The organism is Marinobacter piscis (assembly GCF_007671655.1).
Classification (GTDB): Bacteria; Pseudomonadota; Gammaproteobacteria; order Pseudomonadales; family Oleiphilaceae; genus Marinobacter; species Marinobacter piscensis.
On sequence record NZ_VCGX01000002.1, the window covers coordinates 575,695 to 597,400 of the forward strand.

Annotated in this window: 17 protein-coding genes, 1 tRNA gene and 2 pseudogenes; 8 read left to right on the forward strand and 12 right to left on the reverse strand. The window is 54.2% G+C overall.

Annotated features, from left to right (window positions below; genetic code table 11):
* Positions 1-5: 5 nt before the first annotated feature.
* The 10 genes from prpF to FFI95_RS08375 all read right to left on the reverse strand — a co-directional run bounded on the left by prpF (position 6) and on the right by FFI95_RS08375 (position 13,862).
* Positions 6-1,187 carry a 2-methylaconitate cis-trans isomerase PrpF gene (gene prpF / locus FFI95_RS08330; protein ID WP_144821962.1) on the reverse strand — a complete coding sequence of 394 codons (1,182 nt, stop codon included), beginning with the start codon at positions 1,185-1,187 and terminating at the stop codon, positions 6-8.
* Positions 1,188-1,204: 17 nt separating this feature from the next.
* Positions 1,205-3,817 carry a Fe/S-dependent 2-methylisocitrate dehydratase AcnD gene (gene acnD / locus FFI95_RS08335; RefSeq protein WP_144821963.1) on the reverse strand — a complete coding sequence of 871 codons (2,613 nt, stop codon included), beginning with the start codon at positions 3,815-3,817 and terminating at the stop codon, positions 1,205-1,207.
* Between the two features lie 211 nt (positions 3,818-4,028).
* The gene (prpC, locus tag FFI95_RS08340) at positions 4,029-5,159 is read right to left on the reverse strand and encodes a bifunctional 2-methylcitrate synthase/citrate synthase (RefSeq protein ID WP_144821964.1); all 1,131 of its coding nucleotides are present in this window, start codon (positions 5,157-5,159) and stop codon (positions 4,029-4,031) included.
* Positions 5,160-5,236: 77 nt separating this feature from the next.
* The gene (prpB, locus tag FFI95_RS08345; RefSeq protein ID WP_144821965.1) at positions 5,237-6,127 is read right to left on the reverse strand and encodes a methylisocitrate lyase; all 891 of its coding nucleotides are present in this window, start codon (positions 6,125-6,127) and stop codon (positions 5,237-5,239) included.
* A gap of 17 nt (positions 6,128-6,144) precedes the next feature.
* On the reverse strand, positions 6,145-6,825 hold the full coding sequence (locus FFI95_RS08350; protein WP_144822434.1) for a GntR family transcriptional regulator: 681 nt from the start codon (positions 6,823-6,825) through the stop codon (positions 6,145-6,147).
* A gap of 121 nt (positions 6,826-6,946) precedes the next feature.
* A complete protein-coding gene (locus FFI95_RS08355) occupies positions 6,947-8,533 on the reverse strand; it encodes an OpgD/OpgG family glucan biosynthesis protein (RefSeq protein ID WP_144821966.1) in 1,587 nt (528 codons plus the stop codon).
* Between the two features lie 56 nt (positions 8,534-8,589).
* On the reverse strand, positions 8,590-10,701 hold the full coding sequence (gene mdoH / locus FFI95_RS08360; protein WP_144821967.1) for a glucans biosynthesis glucosyltransferase MdoH: 2,112 nt from the start codon (positions 10,699-10,701) through the stop codon (positions 8,590-8,592).
* A complete protein-coding gene (locus tag FFI95_RS08365; RefSeq protein WP_144821968.1) occupies positions 10,694-11,014 on the reverse strand; it encodes a hypothetical protein in 321 nt (106 codons plus the stop codon). The genes mdoH and FFI95_RS08365 overlap by 8 nt, the downstream gene beginning before the upstream one ends.
* Positions 11,015-11,062: 48 nt before the next feature.
* Positions 11,063-12,601: a glucan biosynthesis protein G gene (locus FFI95_RS08370; RefSeq protein WP_144821969.1), complete on the reverse strand. Its 1,539-nt coding sequence runs from the start codon at positions 12,599-12,601 to the stop codon at positions 11,063-11,065.
* Positions 12,602-12,707: 106 nt separating this feature from the next.
* The gene (locus FFI95_RS08375; RefSeq protein ID WP_144821970.1) at positions 12,708-13,862 is read right to left on the reverse strand and encodes a ShlB/FhaC/HecB family hemolysin secretion/activation protein; all 1,155 of its coding nucleotides are present in this window, start codon (positions 13,860-13,862) and stop codon (positions 12,708-12,710) included.
* 312 nt (positions 13,863-14,174) lie between these two features.
* Between FFI95_RS08375 and galU the strand changes: the two genes are divergently transcribed.
* The 5 genes from galU (at position 14,175) to FFI95_RS08400 (ending at position 17,234) form a co-directional block, all read left to right on the forward strand.
* Positions 14,175-15,008 (forward strand): UTP--glucose-1-phosphate uridylyltransferase GalU, encoded by an 834-nt coding sequence (gene galU, locus FFI95_RS08380; protein WP_144821971.1) that lies wholly within the window; start codon positions 14,175-14,177, stop codon positions 15,006-15,008.
* A 14-nt stretch (positions 15,009-15,022) separates the two neighbouring features.
* Positions 15,023-16,000 (forward strand): DMT family transporter, encoded by a 978-nt coding sequence (locus tag FFI95_RS08385; protein WP_144821972.1) that lies wholly within the window; start codon positions 15,023-15,025, stop codon positions 15,998-16,000.
* Positions 16,001-16,031: 31 nt separating this feature from the next.
* Positions 16,032-16,108 (forward strand) — tRNA-Val (locus FFI95_RS08390).
* Between the two features lie 290 nt (positions 16,109-16,398).
* A complete protein-coding gene (locus tag FFI95_RS08395; protein WP_144821973.1) occupies positions 16,399-16,590 on the forward strand; it encodes a CsbD family protein in 192 nt (63 codons plus the stop codon).
* 176 nt (positions 16,591-16,766) lie between these two features.
* Positions 16,767-17,234, forward strand: coding sequence for a c-type cytochrome (locus FFI95_RS08400; protein WP_144821974.1), 468 nt, complete (start codon positions 16,767-16,769; stop codon positions 17,232-17,234).
* Between the two features lie 29 nt (positions 17,235-17,263).
* Here the strand turns inward: FFI95_RS08400 and FFI95_RS08405 are convergent, their stop codons facing one another.
* On the reverse strand, positions 17,264-17,947 hold the full coding sequence (locus tag FFI95_RS08405) for a cytochrome b/b6 domain-containing protein (protein WP_144821975.1): 684 nt from the start codon (positions 17,945-17,947) through the stop codon (positions 17,264-17,266).
* A gap of 109 nt (positions 17,948-18,056) precedes the next feature.
* On the opposite strand from FFI95_RS08405, the gene FFI95_RS08410 reads away from it, so the two are divergent.
* Positions 18,057-18,452 (forward strand): glutaredoxin family protein, encoded by a 396-nt coding sequence (locus FFI95_RS08410; RefSeq protein WP_144821976.1) that lies wholly within the window; start codon positions 18,057-18,059, stop codon positions 18,450-18,452.
* Position 18,453: 1 nt separating this feature from the next.
* Here the strand turns inward: FFI95_RS08410 and FFI95_RS15465 are convergent.
* Positions 18,454-18,798, reverse strand: a pseudogene (locus tag FFI95_RS15465) (capsular biosynthesis protein CpsI); the annotation flags it as partial.
* On the opposite strand from FFI95_RS15465, the pseudogene FFI95_RS08415 reads away from it, so the two are divergent.
* A pseudogene (locus FFI95_RS08415) lies at positions 18,799-19,389 on the forward strand (phytanoyl-CoA dioxygenase family protein); the annotation flags it as partial.
* Between the two features lie 88 nt (positions 19,390-19,477).
* On the forward strand, positions 19,478-21,622 hold the full coding sequence (gene katE, locus FFI95_RS08420; protein ID WP_144821978.1) for a catalase HPII: 2,145 nt from the start codon (positions 19,478-19,480) through the stop codon (positions 21,620-21,622).
* The last annotated feature ends 84 nt before the right edge of the window (positions 21,623-21,706 follow it).

Here is a 21,706-nt window from a genome sequence, read left to right on the forward strand (position 1 = left end):
TGAAGTCAGACCTGGGTTACGTCAGGTACACGTACCCAGCCTTCCATCAGAATCCGCGCACTGCGGCTCATCACGGCTTTCGTCGCCACCCACTGACCCTGGACTTCTTTGGCTTCTGCGCCAACCTGCAGGGTGCCAGAGGGATGACCAAAGGTTACCGACGTGCGATCGCCACCACCGGCTGCAAGGTTCACCAGTGTTCCGGGAATGGCCGCCGCAATGGCAATGGCAACGGCCGCTGTGCCCATCATGGCGTGATGCAGTTTGCCCATGGACAGCGCACGTACCAGCACATCGATATCACTGGCGGCAATCTCCTTGCCACTGGATGCAGTGTAGCCTGCTGGTGGCGCGACGAAAGCGACTTTTGGCGTGTGTTGTCTGGCAACCGCGTCGTCGATGGTCTCGATCAGACCCATTTTGACCGCGCCGTGGGCACGAATGGTCTCAAACATTGCCAGTGCTTCAGGGTCGCTGTTGATAGCATCCTGCAGCTCTGTGCCACTGTAGCCCACGGCTTCTGCATTGATGAATACCGTGGGAATGCCAGCGTTGATCATGGTTGCCTGCAAGGTACCGATACCTGGCACGTCCAGCTCATCCACCAGGTTTCCTGTGGGGAACATGGAGCCTTCCGCATCGGCCGGGTCCATGAACTCCACTTGCACTTCTGCAGCCGGGAAAGTCACCCCGTCCAGCTCAAAGTCTCCGGTTTCCTGAACCTCACCGTTGGTGATAGGCACGTTGGCGATGATGGTTTTACGGATATTCGCCTGCCATATGCGTACAACCGCTGTTCCGTTTTCAGGAATACGGTCTTGGGGCACATAGCCACTGTTGATAGCAAATGCACCCACGGCGGCCGTCAGGTTGCCGCAATTGCCGCTCCAGTCGATCACAGGCTTATCAATCGCAACCTGACCAAACAGGTAATCCACATCGTGATTCTCTTGCGTGCTTTTGCTCAGAATCACTGTTTTGCTGGTGCTGGACGTGGCTCCGCCCATACCATCGGTATGCTTCTGGTAAGGGTCCGGGCTGCCAATCACCCGGAGCAGAAGCCGGTCCCGTTCAGGGCCTGGGTTCCGGGCCTTTTCAGGAAGATCATCCAGGCGGAAGAACATGCCTTTGCTGGTGCCGCCACGCATATACGTGGCAGGCACCCGGATTTGTGGAGCGTAGCTCATAGTGTTGTCCTTATGGTTCACGCTGCACCTTCCGACTGCAGAAAGTCTTCGGCAAAGCGCTGCAGAACGCCGCCCGCAGAATAAATGGACTGTTCCTCTGCGGTGTCCAGACGACAGATCACCGGTACCCGCTCAGAGCGGCCGTCCTTACGGTGAATAACCAGGGTCAGTTTGGCCCCGGGCGCTGCCTTGCCTTCCACATCAAAGGTTTCAGAGCCATCGATTTCAAGAGTCTTGCGGGTGGTACCTTCTTCAAACTGCAACGGCATAACACCCATGCCCACCAGGTTGGTGCGGTGAATACGCTCAAAGCCTTCCGCAACAATGGCTTCTACGCCTGCCAGGGCAACGCCTTTGGCGGCCCAGTCGCGGGAGGAGCCCTGACCATAGTCAGCACCGGCAATGATAATCAGCGGCTGTTTGCGCTCCATGTAGGTCTCAATGGCCTCCCACATGCGGGTCACCTCGCCTTCCGGCTCGACTCGCGCCAGAGAGCCTTGCCTTACTTCACCATTTTCATCCCGTACCATTTCGTTGAACAGTTTCGGGTTGGCAAACGTGGCGCGCTGAGCGGTGAGGTGGTCGCCCCGGTGGGTAGCATAGGAGTTGAAATCCACTTCCGGCACGCCCATTTTGTGCAGGTATTCACCGGCGGCGCTGTCCATGAGGATAGCGTTGGACGGCGACAAGTGGTCCGTGGTGATGTTATCGGGCAACACCGCCAGCGGGCGCATGCCTTTAAGGGCTTTTTCGCCAACCATTCCACCTTCCCAGTAGGGCGGGCGACGAATATACGTGCTCATGGGCCGCCAGTCGTACAATGGATCGACGTTCGCATGAGCTGACTGGGTTAAGTCAAACATGGGTATGTAGGTGCTGCGGAACTGCTCTGGCTTTACCGATTCCTGTACGATGGCATCGATTTCTGCATCGTCTGGCCAGATGTCCTTCAAGGTAACGGGGTTACCGTCCTTATCATGGCCAAGCACATCTTTTTCGATGTCGAAACGAATGGTTCCTGCAATGGCGTATGCGACCACCAGTGGTGGCGATGCCAGGAAAGCCTGCTTGGCGTAAGGGTGAATCCGCCCATCAAAGTTCCGGTTACCGGAAAGTACTGCTGTTGAGTACAAATCACGCTCAACCACTTCCTTCTGGATTTCCGGGTCCAGCGCACCGCTCATGCCGTTACAGGTAGTGCAGGCGAAGCCCACTACACCAAAGCCAAGATCCTCCAGCTCGGGTAACAGCTTGGCCTCGTCAAGGTACATCTCGACGGTTTTGGAACCTGGTGCCAGAGAGGTTTTCACCCAGGGCTTGCGGTTGAGGCCCAGTTTGTTGGCGTTACGGGCAATCAAGCCGGCAGCAACCATGTTGCGGGGGTTACTGGTGTTGGTGCAACTGGTAATGGCAGCGATAATAACAGCCCCATCCGGCATTTTACCTTCTTCCTGCTCCCACTCACTGGCAATGCCGCGTGACGCAAGTTCAGAGGTTGGCAGATGTGCGTGGGGATTGGATGGGCCTGCCAGGGTGCGAACAACAGTGGAGAGATCAAACCTGAGAATACGCTCGTATTCAGCGGTTTTCAGGGAATCAGACCACAGGCCGGTATGCTTTGCGTACTTTTCTACCAGAGCCACTTGCTCGTCGTCACGACCGGTGAGCTTGAGGTAATCGATGGTCTGGCCATCAATGTAGAACATTGCAGCTGTAGCGCCGTATTCCGGTGTCATATTCGAGATCGTGGCACGGTCACCAATAGTCAGACTGTCAGCGCCTTCGCCATAGAACTCCAGATAAGCACCTACCACTCGTTCCGTGCGCAGGAACTCTGTCAGGGCCAGCACCATATCGGTGCTGGTGATACCCGGCTGAAGTTTGCCGGTGAGTTCTACACCCACAATATCCGGCAGACGCATCATGGAGGCACGGCCAAGCATGACACTCTCGGCTTCCAGACCGCCAACGCCCACGGAAATAACACCAAGCGCATCAACCATAGGCGTGTGGCTGTCGGTGCCTACGCAGGTATCCGGAAACGCCACCTTTTTGCCTTCACCATCGGTACGTGCCTGCACCACCGGAGACATTTTCTCGAGGTTGATCTGGTGCATGATGCCGTTACCCGGTGGGATAACGTCGACGTTCTTGAACGCCTTTTTAGTCCAGTCGATAAAGTGGAAGCGATCATCGTTACGACGGTCTTCAATTTCACGGTTCTTTTCGAAGGCGTCCTTCTCAAAGCCTGCGTGCTCAACAGCCAAAGAGTGATCCACAATCAGCTGCGTGGGAACTACCGGGTTTACTTTAGCCGGGTCACCACCCTTCTCGGCGATAGCTTCACGAAGGCCTGCAAGATCCACAAGGGCTGTCTGACCCAGAATGTCATGACAGACTACCCGTGCCGGGTACCAGGGGAAATCGAGGTCGCGTTTGCGTTCGATAAGCTGCTTGAGGGAATCGGTCAGCGCGTCGGGATCGCAGCGACGAACCAGCTGTTCCGCGAGGATTCTGGAGGTGTATGGGAGTTTATCGTAAGCGCCAGGCTGAATGTCTTCCACGGCCTGGCGGGTGTCGAAATAATCCAGGTCGGTGCCTGGCAGGGGTTTGCGGTAGTTGGTGTTCATGAAGGTACTCTTGATAAAAATAGGTTGGCCCCCTCTCCCTGGCCCTCTCCCGCAAGGGGAGAGGGAATAAAGACTGGACTCCCAACTCCCCAGAGATAGAACGCTGTCAACTCTAAGAAAAGAGGACAGTCAACTCCGAGAGATGGAGAGCTGCAGTTAAACTCCCCTCTCCCCTCGCGGGAGAGGGGCCTGGGGAGAGGGGGTGATCTTTTTAAGCCCGCTTCTCAATCGGCAGCCACTCGGCATGCTCTGGCCCGGTATAGTCGGCACTCGGGCGGATAATCCGGTTATTCGCCCTCTGCTCCTTCACGTGCGCCGTCCAGCCAGATACCCGCGACATCACAAAAATCGGGGTGAACAGTTCTGTGGGAATGCCCATGAAGTGATACGTCGAGGCATGGAAGAAGTCGGCGTTGCAGAACAGTTTTTTCTCTCGCCACATAACTTCTTCACAGCGCACAGAGACCGGATACAGCACGGTATCCCCCACTTCTTCTGCGAGCTTTTCAGACCATTGCTTGATAATCACGTTACGCGGATCGGATTCACGATAGATAGCGTGTCCGAAGCCCATGATCTTTTCTTTGCGCTCAAGCATGCCCATCAGACCGGCCTCAGCTTCATCCGGGGTCTTGAACTTCTGTATCAGCTCCATCGCAGCTTCGTTGGCACCACCATGCAGCGGTCCACGGAGTGTGCCAATGGCTCCGGTTACACAGCTGTGAATGTCCGACAGGGTGGAGGCACACACCCGGGCGGTGAAGGTTGAGGCGTTGAACTCATGCTCGGCATAAAGGATCAGGGATACATTCATGACCCGTTCATGCAGTTCGCTGGGCTTCTTGCCATGCAGCAGTTCCAGGAAATGGCCGCCGATAGAATCGATATCACTGTCGGTTTCGATTCTTACGCCTTCGTGGGCGAATCGATACCAGTAAGTGATGATAGACGGGAAAACCGCCAGCATGCGGTCGATTTTATCGTCCTGTTCACTGAAATCCTGCTCGGTTTCCAGGTTGCCCAGCATAGAGCAACCCGTACGCATAACATCCATGGGGTGCGCGTCTTTCGGAATCTGCTCAAGAACGGCTTTGAGTTCAGCCGGCAGCCCGCGCAGGCTCTGAAGCTTTTTCTTGTAAGCATCCAGCTCCTGCTGGTTTGGCAGCTTGCCCCGCAACAGCAGGTAGGCCACTTCTTCAAACTGGGCGTTTGCGGCCAGGTCACTGACGTCGTATCCACGATAGGTCAGCCCGGTTCCGGTTTCACCCACGGTACACAGGGCGGTTTCACCTGCTACCTGGCCACGCAGGCCAGCGCCACCGACTTTCTTTGTATCTGCCATTGTTTACTCTCCCTTATTCCTGTTTACCCGGGTCACTCGTTTTTGTTCAGACACCCGGGAGGTAATTTGGTATCTGTTCAGCTTTTGGACTGCTGGAACAGTTGGTCAAGCTTCTGCTCAAACTCGTGATAGTTCAGATAATCGTACAGCTCCATACGCGTCTGCATAAGGTCAACCACATCTTTCTGGTCGCCCTTTTCCAGAATGTTCTCATACACGGTTACCGCTGCCTTGTTCATGGCACGGAAGGCGCTCAGTGGGTACAGCACCATGGCAGCTCCGGCTTCGCCCAACTCCTTGCGGTTATAAAGCGGGGTTGCGCCAAATTCAGTGATATTCGCGAGAATGGGCACATCACCCAGGGCTTCAGAGAAGGCTTCGTAATGCTCAAGCTCGTTAACGGCTTCCGCAAAAATACCGTCCGCACCTGCCTCAATGCAGGCTTTGGCACGATCAATGGCCGCTTCCAGCCCCTCTTTCTGGAACGAGTCGGTGCGGGCCATGATGAAAAAGTCTTTATCTACACGGGCGTCTGCTGCTGCTTTAATACGATCAACCATTTCTTCTTTGGAAACAATTTCCTTATTAGGACGATGTCCGCAGCGCTTCTGGGCAACCTGATCCTCAATATGGACAGCGGCTGCACCTGCCCGCTCCATTTCGCGGATCGTGCGGGCAATATTGAAGGCCCCGCCCCACCCTGTATCAATGTCTACCAGCAGGGGCAGGTCGGACGCAGCTGTAATACGACGCACATCTTCTACCACATCGTTCATTGTGGTCATGCCAAGGTCCGGCAGGCCATAGGAAGCATTCGCTACGCCGCCGCCAGACAGGTAGATAGCCTGGTGCCCTACTTTCTCTGCCATCATCGCGGCGTAGGCATTGACTGCACCCACAATCTGCAGTGGTTGGTTGTCTTTGAGGGCTTTGCGAAAACGTGCGCCCGGTGATTGCTGGCTGGACATTGTATTTCCCCTTTTTGTCAGATAGTTAAATCGCCTTGCTGAATCTTTTTCTCGATATTCCTGCGAGCCGCGTTGATGTGTCTTTTCATCAGGAACTCTGCAAGCTCGCCATCGCGATGAGCAATAGCTTCAACAATGCGGCGGTGTTCTCCAAGAGCGCGATGGGGGCGGCCAGCAGAAGTGCTTAACCGGTACCTGTACATTCGCACCATGTAATAAAGATCGCCCAGAAGCATCTGGGCAAGTTTGGTATTGCGGCTGCCGGTGGCTATACGGTGGTGGAAATCATAATCCCCTTCTGCCTGATAATAGGCCTGCCCGCGGGCTTCCTCAATCATGGCTTCATGGGCGTCCAGAGTCGCCCGGAGATCCGCAATTTCCTGGTCAGTCATACGTTCAGCAGCCTGGCGGGCAGCCAGACCTTCCATGACTTCCCGTATGCGATACAACTCCACAAGCTCTGATGCGCTCAGTGAGACAACTTTCACACCGGCATGAGGGCGACGCACCAGAAGTCCACGGGACTCCAGGCGCCCAAGCGCTTCGCGAAGCGGGCCCCGGGTTAATTCGAAACGGGAACAGAGATCCAGTTCACCAATTTTATCCCCGGGTGCTAGCTCACCTTTTACGATGGCCGTTTGCAGACAATCGAAAGCTTCATCGGCGCGAGTGTAGGTTTGAGAGGTGAGTTCCGGCATAGTTTGTCGACAATAAGTGACTGATATTTTCAAAATCTACGCCTGAAACTGGATATTGTCAACAATCTGCAACGTGCATTGTTAACAATCCAGTCGTTTTACCTGCCAGAGAAAAAACGATTCAGTAAAGCTTCCTCTCTGAAAGCGGTGGCGGCGTGTACTGGTACAACCAGGTTTCGGTCAGTGTCTGATCCCCCAGACGCAGATACAGCCGTATATTAATGGGCTCCCCGGACTCGCCCGGCACCAGGTCAAACATGGCCCGGTAACCGTCGATGGCCGCCAACGGGCGCGCAGACGTTATCTCGACTTCGCCCCTGCTGGCCGTGATCACTGGTTCCACCCCGGCGCGTTCACCCAGCATACTCAGCGCACCACCGGCGAAATCGACCGCAAAGCGCCAGGAGAAGTGCTCCCGCTTCTGACCAATGACACCCCCAAGCCCTGTGCGGGTTGCCTGTACGGTTGCTAATTCCTCCGGCTTAACGGGCGCATGAGCACCCCAGTGCAGACGGTACGAGAACAGATACTCCTGGTTGGGTTTCAATGGCTCATCCGGATGCCAGAACGCGACGATGTTGTCGAATGTCTCATCCGTGGTCGGGATCTCAACCAGGTCAATACTGCCTTTACCCCACTCACCTTTCGGCTGTACCCAGACACTGGGGCGGCGCTCATAAAACACGCCGTCATCCTGATAGTGGTCAAAGTTCCGGTCCCGCTGCAGCAAGCCGAACCCCTGGGGGTTTGTGTCACTAAAGCTGTTAAAACGAAGCGTGGCGGGATTTACCAGCGGGCGCCACAACCACTCGCCGCTGCCCGACAGCATAGCCAGCCCATCAGAATCATGAATTTCCGGGCGCCAGTCGTAATCCATACGCCGGTCGTTTTCACCTACCTGATACATGCTGGTAAGAGGCGCGATGCCCGCTCTCTTAATCTGGGTACGCGGATAAAGAGCGACATCCACATCCATCACCATATTGCGGCCCGGATCCAGAACAAAGGCGTAGGCACCAGTGGCGCTGGGGGAATCAAGCAACGCCCATACACGCATAACCTGGCTTCCGGGCGCGGGCTTCTCCAGCCAGAACTCGCTGAACCTGGGAAACTCTTCATCACCGTCTACTGCCGTATCGATAGCCAGACCTCGCGCGGACATGCCGTACTGCATTTCAGAACCTACCGCACGGAAGTAACTGGCACCGAGGAAGGCTGCGAGATCCCGGGAAAAGTCTGTGTGGTAATGAAGCCGGAAACCGGCATAACCCAGATTGCCAGGCAGATCGCCGAGAGGCTGCTCGCCTTCGTAATCAAAGAAGTCAGGGTTGTAACGAATTGGCCTGGCCTGGCCATCAACGACTTCATGGAGTGTTACAGGGGATTGAAAATACAGGCCCAGATGAAAAAGCTGCAATTGAAACGCAGATTCACTGTTGGCCCACAGCGCATGCGCTTTGCGAAACCGGATCGCCTGGTAATCATCCCAGGACAGCTGTTTAAGACTTTGCGGCAACTCGCCTTCATGGGAAATATAGGGGCGCCCGGCCAGTTCGCGGGCATAGCCTTTCAGCCATCCATAGCTGAACGGTTTTGCACTGTAGTCATCACCCGGTTCAGGGTCCTGCGCCCAGACCAGTGGCGCCACTGGCAAAGCGCTGGCACCGAGCCCTGCGATCAGATGCTTCATCAGCGTGCGTCGGTCCATAGTCCTTCCTCCTGTAAACGTCTGCCCACAACTATGCGCACAACCTGGCAGCCGTATTAAACCTGTGTATCGTATGTTTCAGCGCTGAGCCGGGTTATGGCACGGCCCCAGTAATTATCCGGAGAGGCCCGCCAGGCACCAGCATGCAGAGCCTTGAGAGACTGCCGGTCTCTGGCAACCTGGCTCATCTCGGAGCGGGACAGGGCCTCCGGCCCCTGTTCAAGGCACTGAGCTACACACCGCTCCAGCTCAACGGCACGCGATCCTCGCCGGTGATCCCACGCCAGTGCCTGGTGCAGACGGTTGTGGTCTCGCCTGAGTACTGCCTGCTCCAGTGGTGTCAGGGTTGACTCAGATGGCTCACGGGCCCGGTAGTCGACCGCCTCCCGAAGCAGGATCATGGCTTTGTCTTCTTCAGGAATCAGCAGCAGGCGGCGCTCTCTGAGCGCCTGTCCAAGTGAGACCCGGCTGAGATACACAGCGGTAGGCGCTGCCAGTACCAGGGGCAAAGCCACAGGCAAAGACCAGAAGAAAAACAGGGTATCCAGACTCCAGGCAAAAACAGACCAGGCACCACCCAGAAGCATGCCCGGCAACTGCGTAATGAAAGCTTCTTTCCAGCCGGTTTCTTCCGTGCGGTTCTGGCCGGCCCATTGCAGTGAAACGTTCAACAACGCAGAGACAACATAGCGACTGTGCGCCCACATACGCACCGGCGCCAGCAACACCGAAATAAGGCTCTCCAGCACTACGCTCAGGAATAGACGGGGCAGCCCGCCGAACGCCCTGGTGTACCGGTGAATAATCGCATCGAAGATGGCCAGAAATTTAGGGAAAAACAGCAGGGCCAGAGTACTTAAAGCCAGGCCAAGCGCCCACTCCGGTCGCCACTCAGGCCATAAAGGAAACAGGCCCTGATGCCCGTCTGGAAAGTATTCAATGGGTGACAACGCCATATTGGCTGCGGCAATGCTGGTAAGAACAAGAAACGCCAGCCATAAAGGCGACGCAACGTACGCCATGATGCCATTCAGAAAGGCCATCCGGTGAGCAAAGCGCAACCCCGGCTCCGTCAACATAATCCACAGATGCTGCAGGTTTCCTTTGGCCCAGCGGCTGTCCCGGGCAAGTTCGTCGGCCAGGGTTGGCGGCGATTCTTCGTAGCTGCCACCCAATGCCGGCTCCAGCCAGACTTCGTACCCGGCACGTCCCATGTACGCAGCTTCAACAAAATCATGGCTCATGATGGGGCCACCGAAAATTCCGATACCCGGCAGCTTGCGCAAACCACAATGCTTCATGAACGGCTCAATACGCAGAATCGCGTTATGTCCCCAGAAGGCCGCATCCCCCATCTGGATTGCGGCCAATCCACTGGCAAACAGGGTGGAGTAAAAACGGTTGGCGAACTGCTGGATGCGGGCGAATAAAGACTGGCCGTTGATGATGTTTGGGTTGGTCTGCAGAATGCCCACGCCCGGCTCCCTCTGCATGAGTCGGACCATGCGAACAATCGAGCTCCCCGTCATCAGGCTGTCGGCATCCAGTACCACCATGTAGGTGCAGCGCTTACCCCAACGGCGGAGAAAATCTGCCACATTGCCGCTTTTATAGTTGAGGTTCACTGGCCGGCGGCGATAGAAGATTCTGCCCTCGCCTCCAAGCTCCCGCGCCAGCTTGTTCCAGGCGACCTGTTCTTCCAGCCACACATCGGGATCGCGACTGTCCGAGAGTATGTAAAACTCAAAATGGTCAATCTGCCCCGTGCGTTCAATGTCCCGGTAAACAGCTTTCAGTCCGCTGAGGGTCCAGTGAACCGGCTCGTGGTAAACAGGCAGCAGCACAGCGGTTTTTGCCATGGGCGTTTGCTGCAGCTGCGCCTTGGTATGGCGCTTTACTATGGAGTGCCTGTCTCCGCCCATGAGACGGATTACAAAACCCAATACAGCGGTCCAGAAACCTACAGCAATCCATGCGTAAAGGATGGCAAACAACACCAGCATGCTGATTTCCAGCGCTGTGCCACCATGGTATGGCAGAACCCATAGCAAATAGTACGAGGCAATGCCGGTCTGCCCGAATACAAACAGCATGAACACTGCGCGGCGCAGATTAGCAACCAGCCGCCAGCGATGCCGGCCGGGCTCTTTTGTCTGCCTCTTAGTCATGACGACGGTACCCGATACTTCCCCGGCACAGGGCGGGCGTGGGAACAGCAATATGTGATTCGGGAAGCGTAAAGTAGTCCGGTACCCTGTTCATGGCGCTTTCCAGCAGCCTGTGCCCCCGTGAATCTGGTGCTGGCGTACCTGATAATTTGCCAACCCCCTCCTTTTGCTCCGGATTTGTGCCAATACCTGCAACAGCGTCATCCATAAGCTGCAGCAACTGCCGGCACTGGGTACTGTTCATTTCAACTCCGGCCTCACACAGATAGCTATACACACGGCTGAATACCTGCTGGAAGGAAATATCTTCCATGTTTGTCTCCTGTCCGTTACCGAAGCACTACGTCCGCTGCCCACCTATTTATTGCGACTTACCTAGCAGGCCAGTTCCGGGCGTCAAAATATACGTCCATGTCTCGGTTACCGGCTTGCCATCCATTTTTAACGCCCCCCGCAAGGCAAGCCGTTTTCCGGGGGCCGTTTTTGCCAGCATGGAAAGGCGCCAGACATCACTGGCTTCAACGTACTCCACGAAATGCTCAATGACCTCAGTGCCGTCGCCACCACTTGCCTGGCTGACAACTGTGGCATCCGGTTTAATCCCGGTCAGCTCACCACCCTTGAAATCAACAATAAAGCGCAGTGTACTGTCATCGGAAGCAGCGCCTACAAACGTGCGCACGGCCCTTCCATTGGGTTGTTCGGTTATTCCCGGCTCACCGGCGGTAACCGAATATGACAGTTCCAGGGTTTCGCCGGATTTCACTGACCGGCGGGGTTTGAAAAAAGCCACGATATTATCGTTTGTCTCTGCACGGGTGGGTATCTCGACCAGCACAACCTCTCCCTCACCCCAGCCTGCTCCTTCGCCGCCGCGGGGTGTGACCCACATGCTCGGCCGCCGGTCATAACGGGCCTCGTTATCCTGAAACTCAGCAAACTGCCGATCTCTCTGCAACAACCCAAAACCCTTAAGGTCTTCCACGTGATAGTAGTTACGCTCCAGTTGAGTGGGGTTAACCAACGGGCGCCAGAGCCACTCCCCGGACTTGCCATCATGGATCAGCAAACCATCAGAATCGTGCACCTGCGGCCGCCATTCGCCCGTGGGTCGCAAGGTATTTTCGCCATAGTAAAACATGGAGGTGAGCGGGGCCTGGCCAAGCAGCTCAATGTCATTGCGGAAAAACAGTTTCGCTGTAACATCCATTTTCAGGCTTTTGCCCGGATGGATATCAAACCGGTAGGCACCGGTCAGGCTGGGGCCATCGAGCAGCCCATAAACCACCATGGATTTACTGTCGGTGCTCGGGCGCTCCATCCAGAATTCTGTAAAAGCCGGAAACTCTTCACCGGACGGCAAACCAGTGTCCACCGCTATACCCCGGCCGGAAAGTCCAAAAGTCTGCCCCGCGCCGACGCCGCGAAAGTAACTGGCCCCCGCAAAAACCAGAAACTGGTTGCGCGCCTCACCACCCGACAGTGGATAGGTTAACCTGAATCCGGCGTAACCCAGGTCCGCAGGTATGCGTTTCGCCAGCTCCTGGCTGGGGTACTCAAACCGGCTCTTATCAAACTCCACCGGGCCGACACCTTTGCCATTGATAACATTGAGCTGAACGGCATTGCTGTACACATTCCCCCGTGGAACCATCATTGCCTGAAATCGGGATTCATCTGCGCGCCACAGGCTTTGTTCAGATTTGAAGCGGATAGACTGGTAATCGGAATAACTCAGGTTTTTCAGAAAATCCGGCGCTGCTTCTGGCTTCTGGTACTTCTCACCGGCAAGGGCTCTGGCCTTATCAGCAACGTCGTCAAGCCCGAACGCCATTGCGTAGCCAGGATACGCCAACAACATCAGATGAAAACAAACCAGGGCCAGCCGTGAACCAGTCATTGTGACACTCCTTGCAAACCAAGCTTAAGAATGTACCACCCGCAATATGGCAGGCCTCAAGTGACATCTTAGTAACAAGAAGGAGTAATGACAGAAAAAACAGCGTTCAGATACCAACCGACACTGAAAAAGAAAGGTCTGGCGTAACCGGCATCAGCAGCGCCGTATTTGACGCATTAAGCATTTGCCCAATGCTCATGTCGGCACGAAAGTCACGGGAGTATAGCTCCAGAGAAATCTCGCCACTGCTGGTACTGCCATAGCGGTCCGCCTGGGCTGCGGAGTATGGCGCCCAGCCTTGCAGAAGAGAGAAGGTAACAGCGGAGTTAAACCTGGATGCAAATGGCCAGTGATAACCAGGGCTGCGTGCCTGCATTTTCAGCAAACCGCCTTCTGCTACCTCAACGGTCTGGTTGTTGAACCCGCGTATTAAGCCCGGCCCGGCCACCGTCAGGTATTCGGAAGACGGCAGATCGTCGGGTGCAAACTGGTACCGCCCGTTTAAACCCAGATTCCAGTCCAACACCTCCCGGCTGAGAGTCGCCTCTAACGCCAGTTTGTAAAAATCGTCAATGTCACTTCGATAACCCGAGGGGCTGACAACTTTTTCCGAGTCCATCCCGCTGATTGCTGTGAAGGACGTAGTGGCGTAAAGCCCGCCTGCCAGATCCATGGACACCCGGCCTTCGAGACCGAAGCTTGAGAGCTGGTGTGTTGAATCCTCAACCCACATCGCATCTTCAAATTCGCTGTTACTGCCACTGGAGTGGGAGAACACACTGCCTACTTCAAGCCCTTCCCATGACCACAAAGGCCGGTTACCGGTTATTTTAAAAACCTGCTGCTCCCCGTGAACGTCATAGCGCTGCCCGGCGCCACTCTCTGCTCCGGAGTAATCACTGTTCTCCAGTTCGAGGCGAAAATTCGCGCCTGCTACAGGAAAGGAGTAACGCAGTGCCAGTGTTGTTGATTCTTCCCCCCCTTCGCGAGTGACGGAATCACTAAAATCGAGACCCAACTCGTGCTGGGACCAGATCAGGTTATTGCTGGTAAGCTGGATGCGGCCGTCCGCTTTATCACGGGTCTGCCTGGAATCCCCGGAAAATTCGACGTGGGATGCAACATAACGGCTGACCGACTGGAGCAGATCCGCCGGGTAAAGGTCCCACAAAGGAGACCCGGGGGTTATTTTCCTGTTGTTAGCTGAGGCCGGGCCGACAACAAAGCTGAGAACCAAAGCTGTCAGCAGAACATATCTCACAAAAAAGCCTCATGGTTACAAAGAATCCGGATGGCCGTACTTTAGAAAAAAACCGCCGGATAATCCACAGCAAACCTGAAATTTAATTTTTTTAATTCATCCAAAACAGTAGGTTATAACTACAGTTAAATGTACTACATGAAATCATGGTGTACCGGCTCGCAGGCCTAAACACTCAATGCGACCAATTACCAAGCGTAAAGAATCTCTCGCTTCATACCAGAACTTGTTAAACTCGCGGGTTCTAACAGGAAACGGCAGGCCTGCTGCTGCGCCTGCCTGGCACCGAACCCCAACGAAAGGACACAAACGATGATCAAAAAATGTCTGTTCCCGGTTGCCGGTTATGGCACCCGCTTTCTGCCAGCCACCAAGGCCATGCCGAAGGAAATTCTGCCTATTGTGAACAAGCCGCTGGTTCAATACGGTGTTGAAGAAGCTGCAGATGCCGGTATCCATGAATTTGGTTTTGTTACAGGACGGGGCAAACGGGCCATTGAAGACCACTTTGACACCAACTACGAACTTGAGCACCAGATTGCCGGTTCGGGCAAAGAAGACCTGCTCACGTCTATTCGCGAACTGATTGATAACAATACCTTTGCATTTACCCGTCAGGTTGAAATGAAAGGACTCGGCCACGCCATTCTTAGTGGCCGCAACCTCATCGGAGACAACCCGTTTGCAGTTGTACTGGCGGATGACTTCTGCGTTGGACCTGGCAACGGCGAAGACGGGGTGATGGCGCAAATGGTAAAATTGTATAACCAGTTTCGCTGCTCAATTGTTGCTATCGAAGAAGTTCCGGCCGATGAAACTCATAAGTATGGTGTTATTGCCGGCGAATCCATGAAAGATGGCCTCTACCGCATAACCGATATGGTGGAGAAGCCTGCTCCCGAAAATGCACCGAGCAATCTGGCGATTATCGGCCGCTATATTCTGACACCGGACATTTTTGAGATTCTTGAGCGCACCCCGGCCGGCAAAAACGGAGAAGTCCAGATTACGGATGCGTTACTTGAGCAAGCTCAAAACGGATGCGTACTTGCGTATCAGTTCAAAGGTAAGCGTTTCGACTGCGGCAGCATCGACGGTTTTGTGGAGGCCACAAACTACGTCTATGAGAATGTGTATAACAAATAGAACCTGGCGCAAGAATGTCTGACCCCCGGAAATCCGACCTGCTACTGATCGCCGTAACCCTGCTTGCGGCGATCAGCTGGATGTTCTCGAAAGAGTCCATCCTGTTGATGCCACCGCTCCTTTTTATGGCCTTGCGGTTTTTGATCGCGGGCGGATTTCTGGCGATTTTTGCCCGGAGGCCTCTGGCCCGCCTGAGCCGCGACCAGCTTAAACGGGGAGTGGGCGTTGGGCTGGTCTTTGGTATTGCCATGAGTTTCTGGGTAATGGGCCTGTTTCATGCCAGCAGCATGGGTGAAGGCGCCTTTATTACCAGCCTGGGTGTTGTGATTGTCCCGGTTATTGCCCGGGTGGTTTTCAAAGAAGCACAGCCTGTAAGCACCTGGCTTGCTCTTCCGGTTGCCGTAGCCGGGCTGGCCCTGCTCTCCCTTCGAAACGGCTTTCAACCCGAGCCTGGCCAGGTGTTCTTTGTCATGGCGGCCACTATTTTTGCGCTGTACTTTACACTCAATACCCGGGCTGCCAATCAGCGTACGGTGATCAACCATCAGGGGCAATACGTCGAAAAGCACCGCATTCCGGCGCTCCCTCTGACAGCCATTGCCTTGCTGACCGTCGGACTACTGACCCTGGTAGAATCTTTGTTTTTTGAGTCTTCCTGGCAGGAAACCTTTCGCAACCCTCCGCCACTGTTAATCTGGTGGGTTCTGGCCAGTGCGATTATAGGTACCGCAGGCCGCTTCCTGGTGCAAACCTACGCCCAGAGCCTGTCCTCCCACAGCCACGGGGCGGTGATCCTGGTACTTGAGCCCGTATGGGTTTCTCTGTTCGCCGCTGGCTGGTTTGGGGAAACCATGAGTGCTGTGCAGCTGGCGGGTTGCGGGCTGATTTTAGCGGCTCTAATCGTTAATCGATGGGGAGCTCTCAGCCGCACCCTTAAAATCGCTCTGAAAAAACGAAATTTGAAGCAAAAGAGGTTGACCAATAAGGCCTGAAGCAGTATATTCCCTCTCCGTTGCAGATCGCAGGACCATAGCTCAGTTGGTTAGAGCGCTACCTTGACATGGTAGAGGTCCCCAGTTCGAATCTGGGTGGTCCTACCACTTTTCAAAACGTTATTTGAATACTGCAACCTTCTTCCTGAAGTCTTTCGCAATATGCTCCCCTACCCGGTACCAGCGACAGTGCGCTAACTGAGAGCATCCTCCCGGCGTCGTGCCTGCCAGTCACGAGTTACCCACTCATTTATTGTCAGTGGCGCTTTTGTATGCCAGTTTAAAAGATGGCGGAATCACAATACGTTTCCGGGATTGCCTGGCGCGATCACGAAAACCGGAAATTCTGCCAGGCATTTCCAAGCCAACATGCAACTTTCCACAAAGAGGAATGCGTTATGAATAACGATATTGTTGAAGGCAACTGGAAACAGCTCAAAGGTAAAGTGCGGGAAAACTGGGGAAAATTGACTGACGACGATTTTGATGAAATTGCGGGAAAAAAAGAGAACTTTGTCGGCAAGATACAGGAAAAATACGGCATGAAGAGAGATGAGGCCGAGAGGGAATGGGATAAACTTTCCAAATAGTCTTCATGCTATATCTGAGTCAGGCCGGTGGTGTCAGATCCCACCGGCTTTCTTTCCCAGCTGTTCTTCCGGCGGCAACGCATCAGACTTTACGGTATTAAGGTGTAAATCTGCCCACATCTGTGGAATCATTACAGCGGTAAATCACAACACTTCAGATATTGAGAGAGTGAACCATGCGAAAATCCCGTTTTTTTCTAGCCTTGGCAATGAGTGCCGCCGTTTCAGCACCCGCTGTGGCCCAGTTGGATGTAGAGGATCAGATTGAAACCCGCCAGAGCGCATTTACGTTCGCTGCATGGAACATGGGCAAGATCAAGGCTCAGGCTGTTGATGGCGCTGTTGCCTACAACGAACAGCAAATGCTGTCTGCCGCCAACGCCATTGCGTCTGTTGCAAACTCCGGGCTGAGCGCCCTCTTTGGCCCGGGCACAGCCTTGGATGAAAATGACGACACACGACTGAAGCCAGAGTTTTTCGATAAACCGGACAGGGCCCGCGAAGTTGCGATTAACTTTGCCCAGCAAGCATCAAAGCTTCAGGAAATCGCTGCCAACGGTGCAGATAAAGCCGCTATCGCTGCGCAGTTCAGTGAGGTAGGTAAGTCCTGCAAGGCGTGTCACGACGACTTCCGCGCCGAGTAAGCCTCACAGGCACCCTCGCCCGTCCCCGCTTACCACCCCAGATCGGGTGGTGGCGGTGGAGGCGGTGCCAGTAAACCGCCGTTAGCTACCCACACGGCAAACCCTGCGACTGCCAACGCCACAACGAATGCCAACAGACCGCCTCCTGTCCTTTCCCTGCCTTGTGCCTCTGTGACCTTTTTGCGACCGCTGATCATTGGGGTAAGCACATTGTCTTTTTTGACCAGCGTGTAGAAAAATACGCTGGCGATATGCAGGCCGATCAATCCATAAATATACCACTCAGTCATCTTGTGCCAGGACGTAATCGTATCGTTCCAGGAAGATGAAACAGCACGGTAAAGGGGTCCATTAAACGCTATCGCATCTGTAGCAAACAACCCGCTGACTGCCTGAAAGCCCAGCAAACCCAGCATGGCCATTACGGACAGAGCGCCCAGTGGGTTATGCCCCAGGCCCCGCCACTCACCTTTCAGGTAGGCTGTAATGGCCGCCGGGCCCGGAATGAACTGAACAAACCGCGCATAGGTTGAACCAACAACCCCCCATGCCAATCGGAAACTGAGTAAACCAACAATCGTCAGACCCAGGCGTTCGTGCCACACCATCCAGGTGCCACCAAGCTTTACCGATACCAGCGCGCCAGTCACTGCAAGCACCAGTGACCAGTGAAAAAGCCGCGTGGGTAAATCCCAAAGCGAGATCGACTTCATTTCCATTTCCTCATAAAACATCTAGAGATTCGGGCCGTTGGCCCGATTGATACCTTTTTTGCTTTATACTCTGCGCCGGATTCCATGTATCAGATCAGAGGTTTATTCAATGCGAGTCGTTATCCGTTACTTTTTCCGGACATTGCGCCTTATTTTGACGCCTTTCGTGCTGTTGAGTGAAAAGCTGGGCGGCGGAAAACCGGTACAGCGCAGCACCGAGGCGCAACAGAAAGTAGATGCGGCCTGTGAAAATCTGGCGTTGTATCAGTTCAAAACCTGTCCCTTCTGCGTGAAGGTCCGCAAACAAATCGCGCGCCTGAACCTGAATATCGAGAAGCGGGATGCACAGCACAACCAAACCCACCGTACCGATCTTGAACAGGGTGGCGGCAATATAAAAGTGCCCTGCCTCCGAATTCGAAATGCAGATGGCAGTGAGCAGTGGCTATACGAGTCCAGTGACATCAATACCTGGCTGGAAGAGCGCTTCGGGAACGTAGCCTGAATCAGACCTGGTAAAACTCCCGGTACCAGTCAACAAAGCGCGCGATACCCTCTTCCACATCCGTGGCCGGCTTATATCCTACGTCATTGATCAGATCATCAACGTCTGCGTAGGTGGCCGGCACATCCCCGGGCTGCATGGGCAGCAGGTTTTTCTGCGCTTTCTTACCCGTCCGTTCTTCAATAATTTCAATAAACCGGGACAGCTCAACCGGGTTATTGCTGCCGATGTTATAAATGCGATAAGGCGCTTTACTGGTACCCGGCTCCGGACTTTTTCCATCCCAGCCAGGGTTTGGTTGCGCTACCTGATCAAGTGTGCGAATAACGCCTTCAACGATATCATCAAATTACTGGGCAGTGAAGTCTATATTCACCAGTCACGCATTAACGACAAATTCGGGTTTGAAGGCAGCGGGTTTAACTGGCACTCCGATTTCGAAACCTGGCACAGTGAAGACGGCATGTCACGGATGCGAGCAGTCAGTGCCTCACTCATGCTCACAGATAACAACGAGTTCAATGGTCCGCTGATGCTTATACCGGGCTCACACCATTTCTTTGTGCCGTGTGTGGGCGAAACGCCGGACCATAACTGGAAGGATTCGCTGAAGTCCCAACGGGTAGGTGTTCCTGACCGTAAAACCCTGGCCAGATTGGCTGAACGAGGGGGCATAGAAGCTCCGAAAGGGCCAGCCGGGTCGTTACTACTATTCGAATGCAACACCTTGCACGCATCGAACAAAAACATGTCGCCCTGGCCGCGCTCCAACCTGTTTTTCGTCTATAACAGCGTAGATAATAAATTGGTGGAACCTTTTGCAGCCAAACATGAGCGCCCTGAATTTTTGGCAGCCCGGAAAAATTGCGCTGCTCTATCTATGCATGACGATTTTCCAGAACTAGCCAATCAAGGGGTGCCACCGTTGTCTGTTTAGCTTTTCAGGTATATAGCAGTTTTGCCGTATACGTGAATACCAGAGTCGGTATTTTGTAGTTGCCGGCATTTCCTTAAGGAGTGCTGACATGGCTAAAAATCCACATACTCAAAGTAATTCCGGACCGGCTAACGACACCGGAAAAACCCACGAAAACAGCAAAAACGAGCAGCTGGAAGCTGTACGCTCCAATGCAGAAGAACACGATTTACGCACCAACCAGGGCGTGCGCATTTCAGATAACCACAACATTCTTAAGGCTGGCGAGCGTGGGCCAACGCTACTGGAAGACTTCATCTTCCGGGAGAAGATGAACCACTTTGATAACGAGCGCATTCCGGAGCGCATTGTGCACGCACGTGGTGCCGCCGCCCACGGCTATTTCCAACCCTACGAAAACGCCGCCCAATACTCTAAAGCCGGGTTGTTTCAGGATCCGGATAAAAGAACACCCGTATTTACCCGTTTTTCAACGGTGCAAGGATCCCGGGGATCGAACGACACGGTTCGCGATGTACGCGGCTTCGCGGTAAAATTCTACACTGACGAAGGTAACTGGGATCTGGTCGGCAATAATATCCCCGTGTTCTTTATACAGGATGCCAACAAGTTTCCGGATTTTGTTCATGCGGTGAAGCCCGAGCCGCATAATGAAATCCCGCAGGGGCAGTCGGCCCACGACACGCTTTGGGATTTTGTTTCCCTGATGCCAGAAGCCACACACGCAATTCTCTGGACCATGTCAGACCGGGCCTTCCCCCGGCATTTCCGCTCGATGGAAGGGTTTGGGGTACACACCTTTCGCCTGATCGACAAACAAGAAAAGTCGCGCTTTGTTAAGTTTCACTGGAAACCTCTAGCGGGTACATGTTCGCTGGTATGGGACGAAGCTCAAAAACTCTGGGGGAGAGACCCGGACTTTAACCGCCGCGGAATGTGGGAAGACATTGAAAATGGAGATTTTCTTGAATGGGAATTGGGTATTCAAGTCATTGAAGAGGAAGATGAGCACTCATTCGCCTTCGACATCCTTGATGCCACCAAACTTATTCCGGAGGAGCAGGTTCCTGTGGTCCCAATCGGAAAAATGGTGCTTAACCGCAATCCCGATAACTATTTTTCCGAGACAGAACAGGTAGCTTTCAGTCCCGGTCATATAGTTCCCGGTATTGATTTTTCCAATGACCCACTGTTACAGGGCAGGCTTTTCTCCTACCTGGACACTCAGATGCTCCGTCTCGGCGGGCCCAACTTTCACGAGATCCCGATCAACCGCCCCGTATGTCCGTTTCATAACAACCAGCGGGATAGTATGCACCGCCAAACTATCAATACCGGCCAGGCCTCTTACGAGCCCAACTCTATTGATGGCGGTTGGCCGAAGGAAACGCCCGCAGGCCCGGAGAATGGCGGTTTTGAAAGCTACCATGAGCGGGTGAATGCCAACAAAGTACGAGCCCGAAGCAACTCGTTTGGTGACCATTATTCCCAGGCCCAACTGTTCTGGAATAGCCAGACTGAAGTTGAACAAGCACATATTATCGACGCTTATGTTTTCGAGTTGTCGAAAGTGCAGCGACCCTATATTCGCAAACGGGTTATTACCGAGATTTTGCCAAACATTTCGGGGCAACTCGCTCAGGCGGTCGGGGAAAAGCATGGCATAGAAGCGCCCTCTTCACCTACGGCGTCTGCTGATGAGCTGGGCAAAAGCTCGCTGGATGAGTCTCCGGCCCTTAGCTTGATGGCGCGCCTGCCCGGGAACATCAAATATCGCCACGTCGCGATTCTCGCGGCTGATGGGGTAGACGCCAATCAGATACGTCAGTTGCAGCAAAATCTCGAAGCCGAAGGTGCTAATGCGATGGTGATCACGCCATCCATGGCATCAATTAAAGGGACTGACGGAAGCCTTCTTGAAAGTGATGCCATGCTGAATGGCTTGCCATCGGTCACCATGGACGCGGTAATCGTTCCTGGGGGCAAAGACAGCGTCGCAGAGCTAGCAAAATCCGGTCAGGGTCGTTACTACCTGCAAGAAGCTTACAAGCATCTGAAGGTCATTATGCTTCTGGGCGAAGCCGAAGACTTACTTCATGCTGCAAACGTGCCTGAAGGTGAAGGAGTGTTCAAAGGTCAGAATATCGATGATCTATTTGATGACTTCAAAACTGCGCTTGGCCAACATCGAGTCTGGTCCCGTGACAACGCTGCTAACGATGTTCCTGCCTGATTATAGAGCAGCAGGCCCTGCACTGGGCACAACGCAGGGCCTGCGACTTTACGGTATTAAGTTGTAATTCTGCCCGCATCTGTG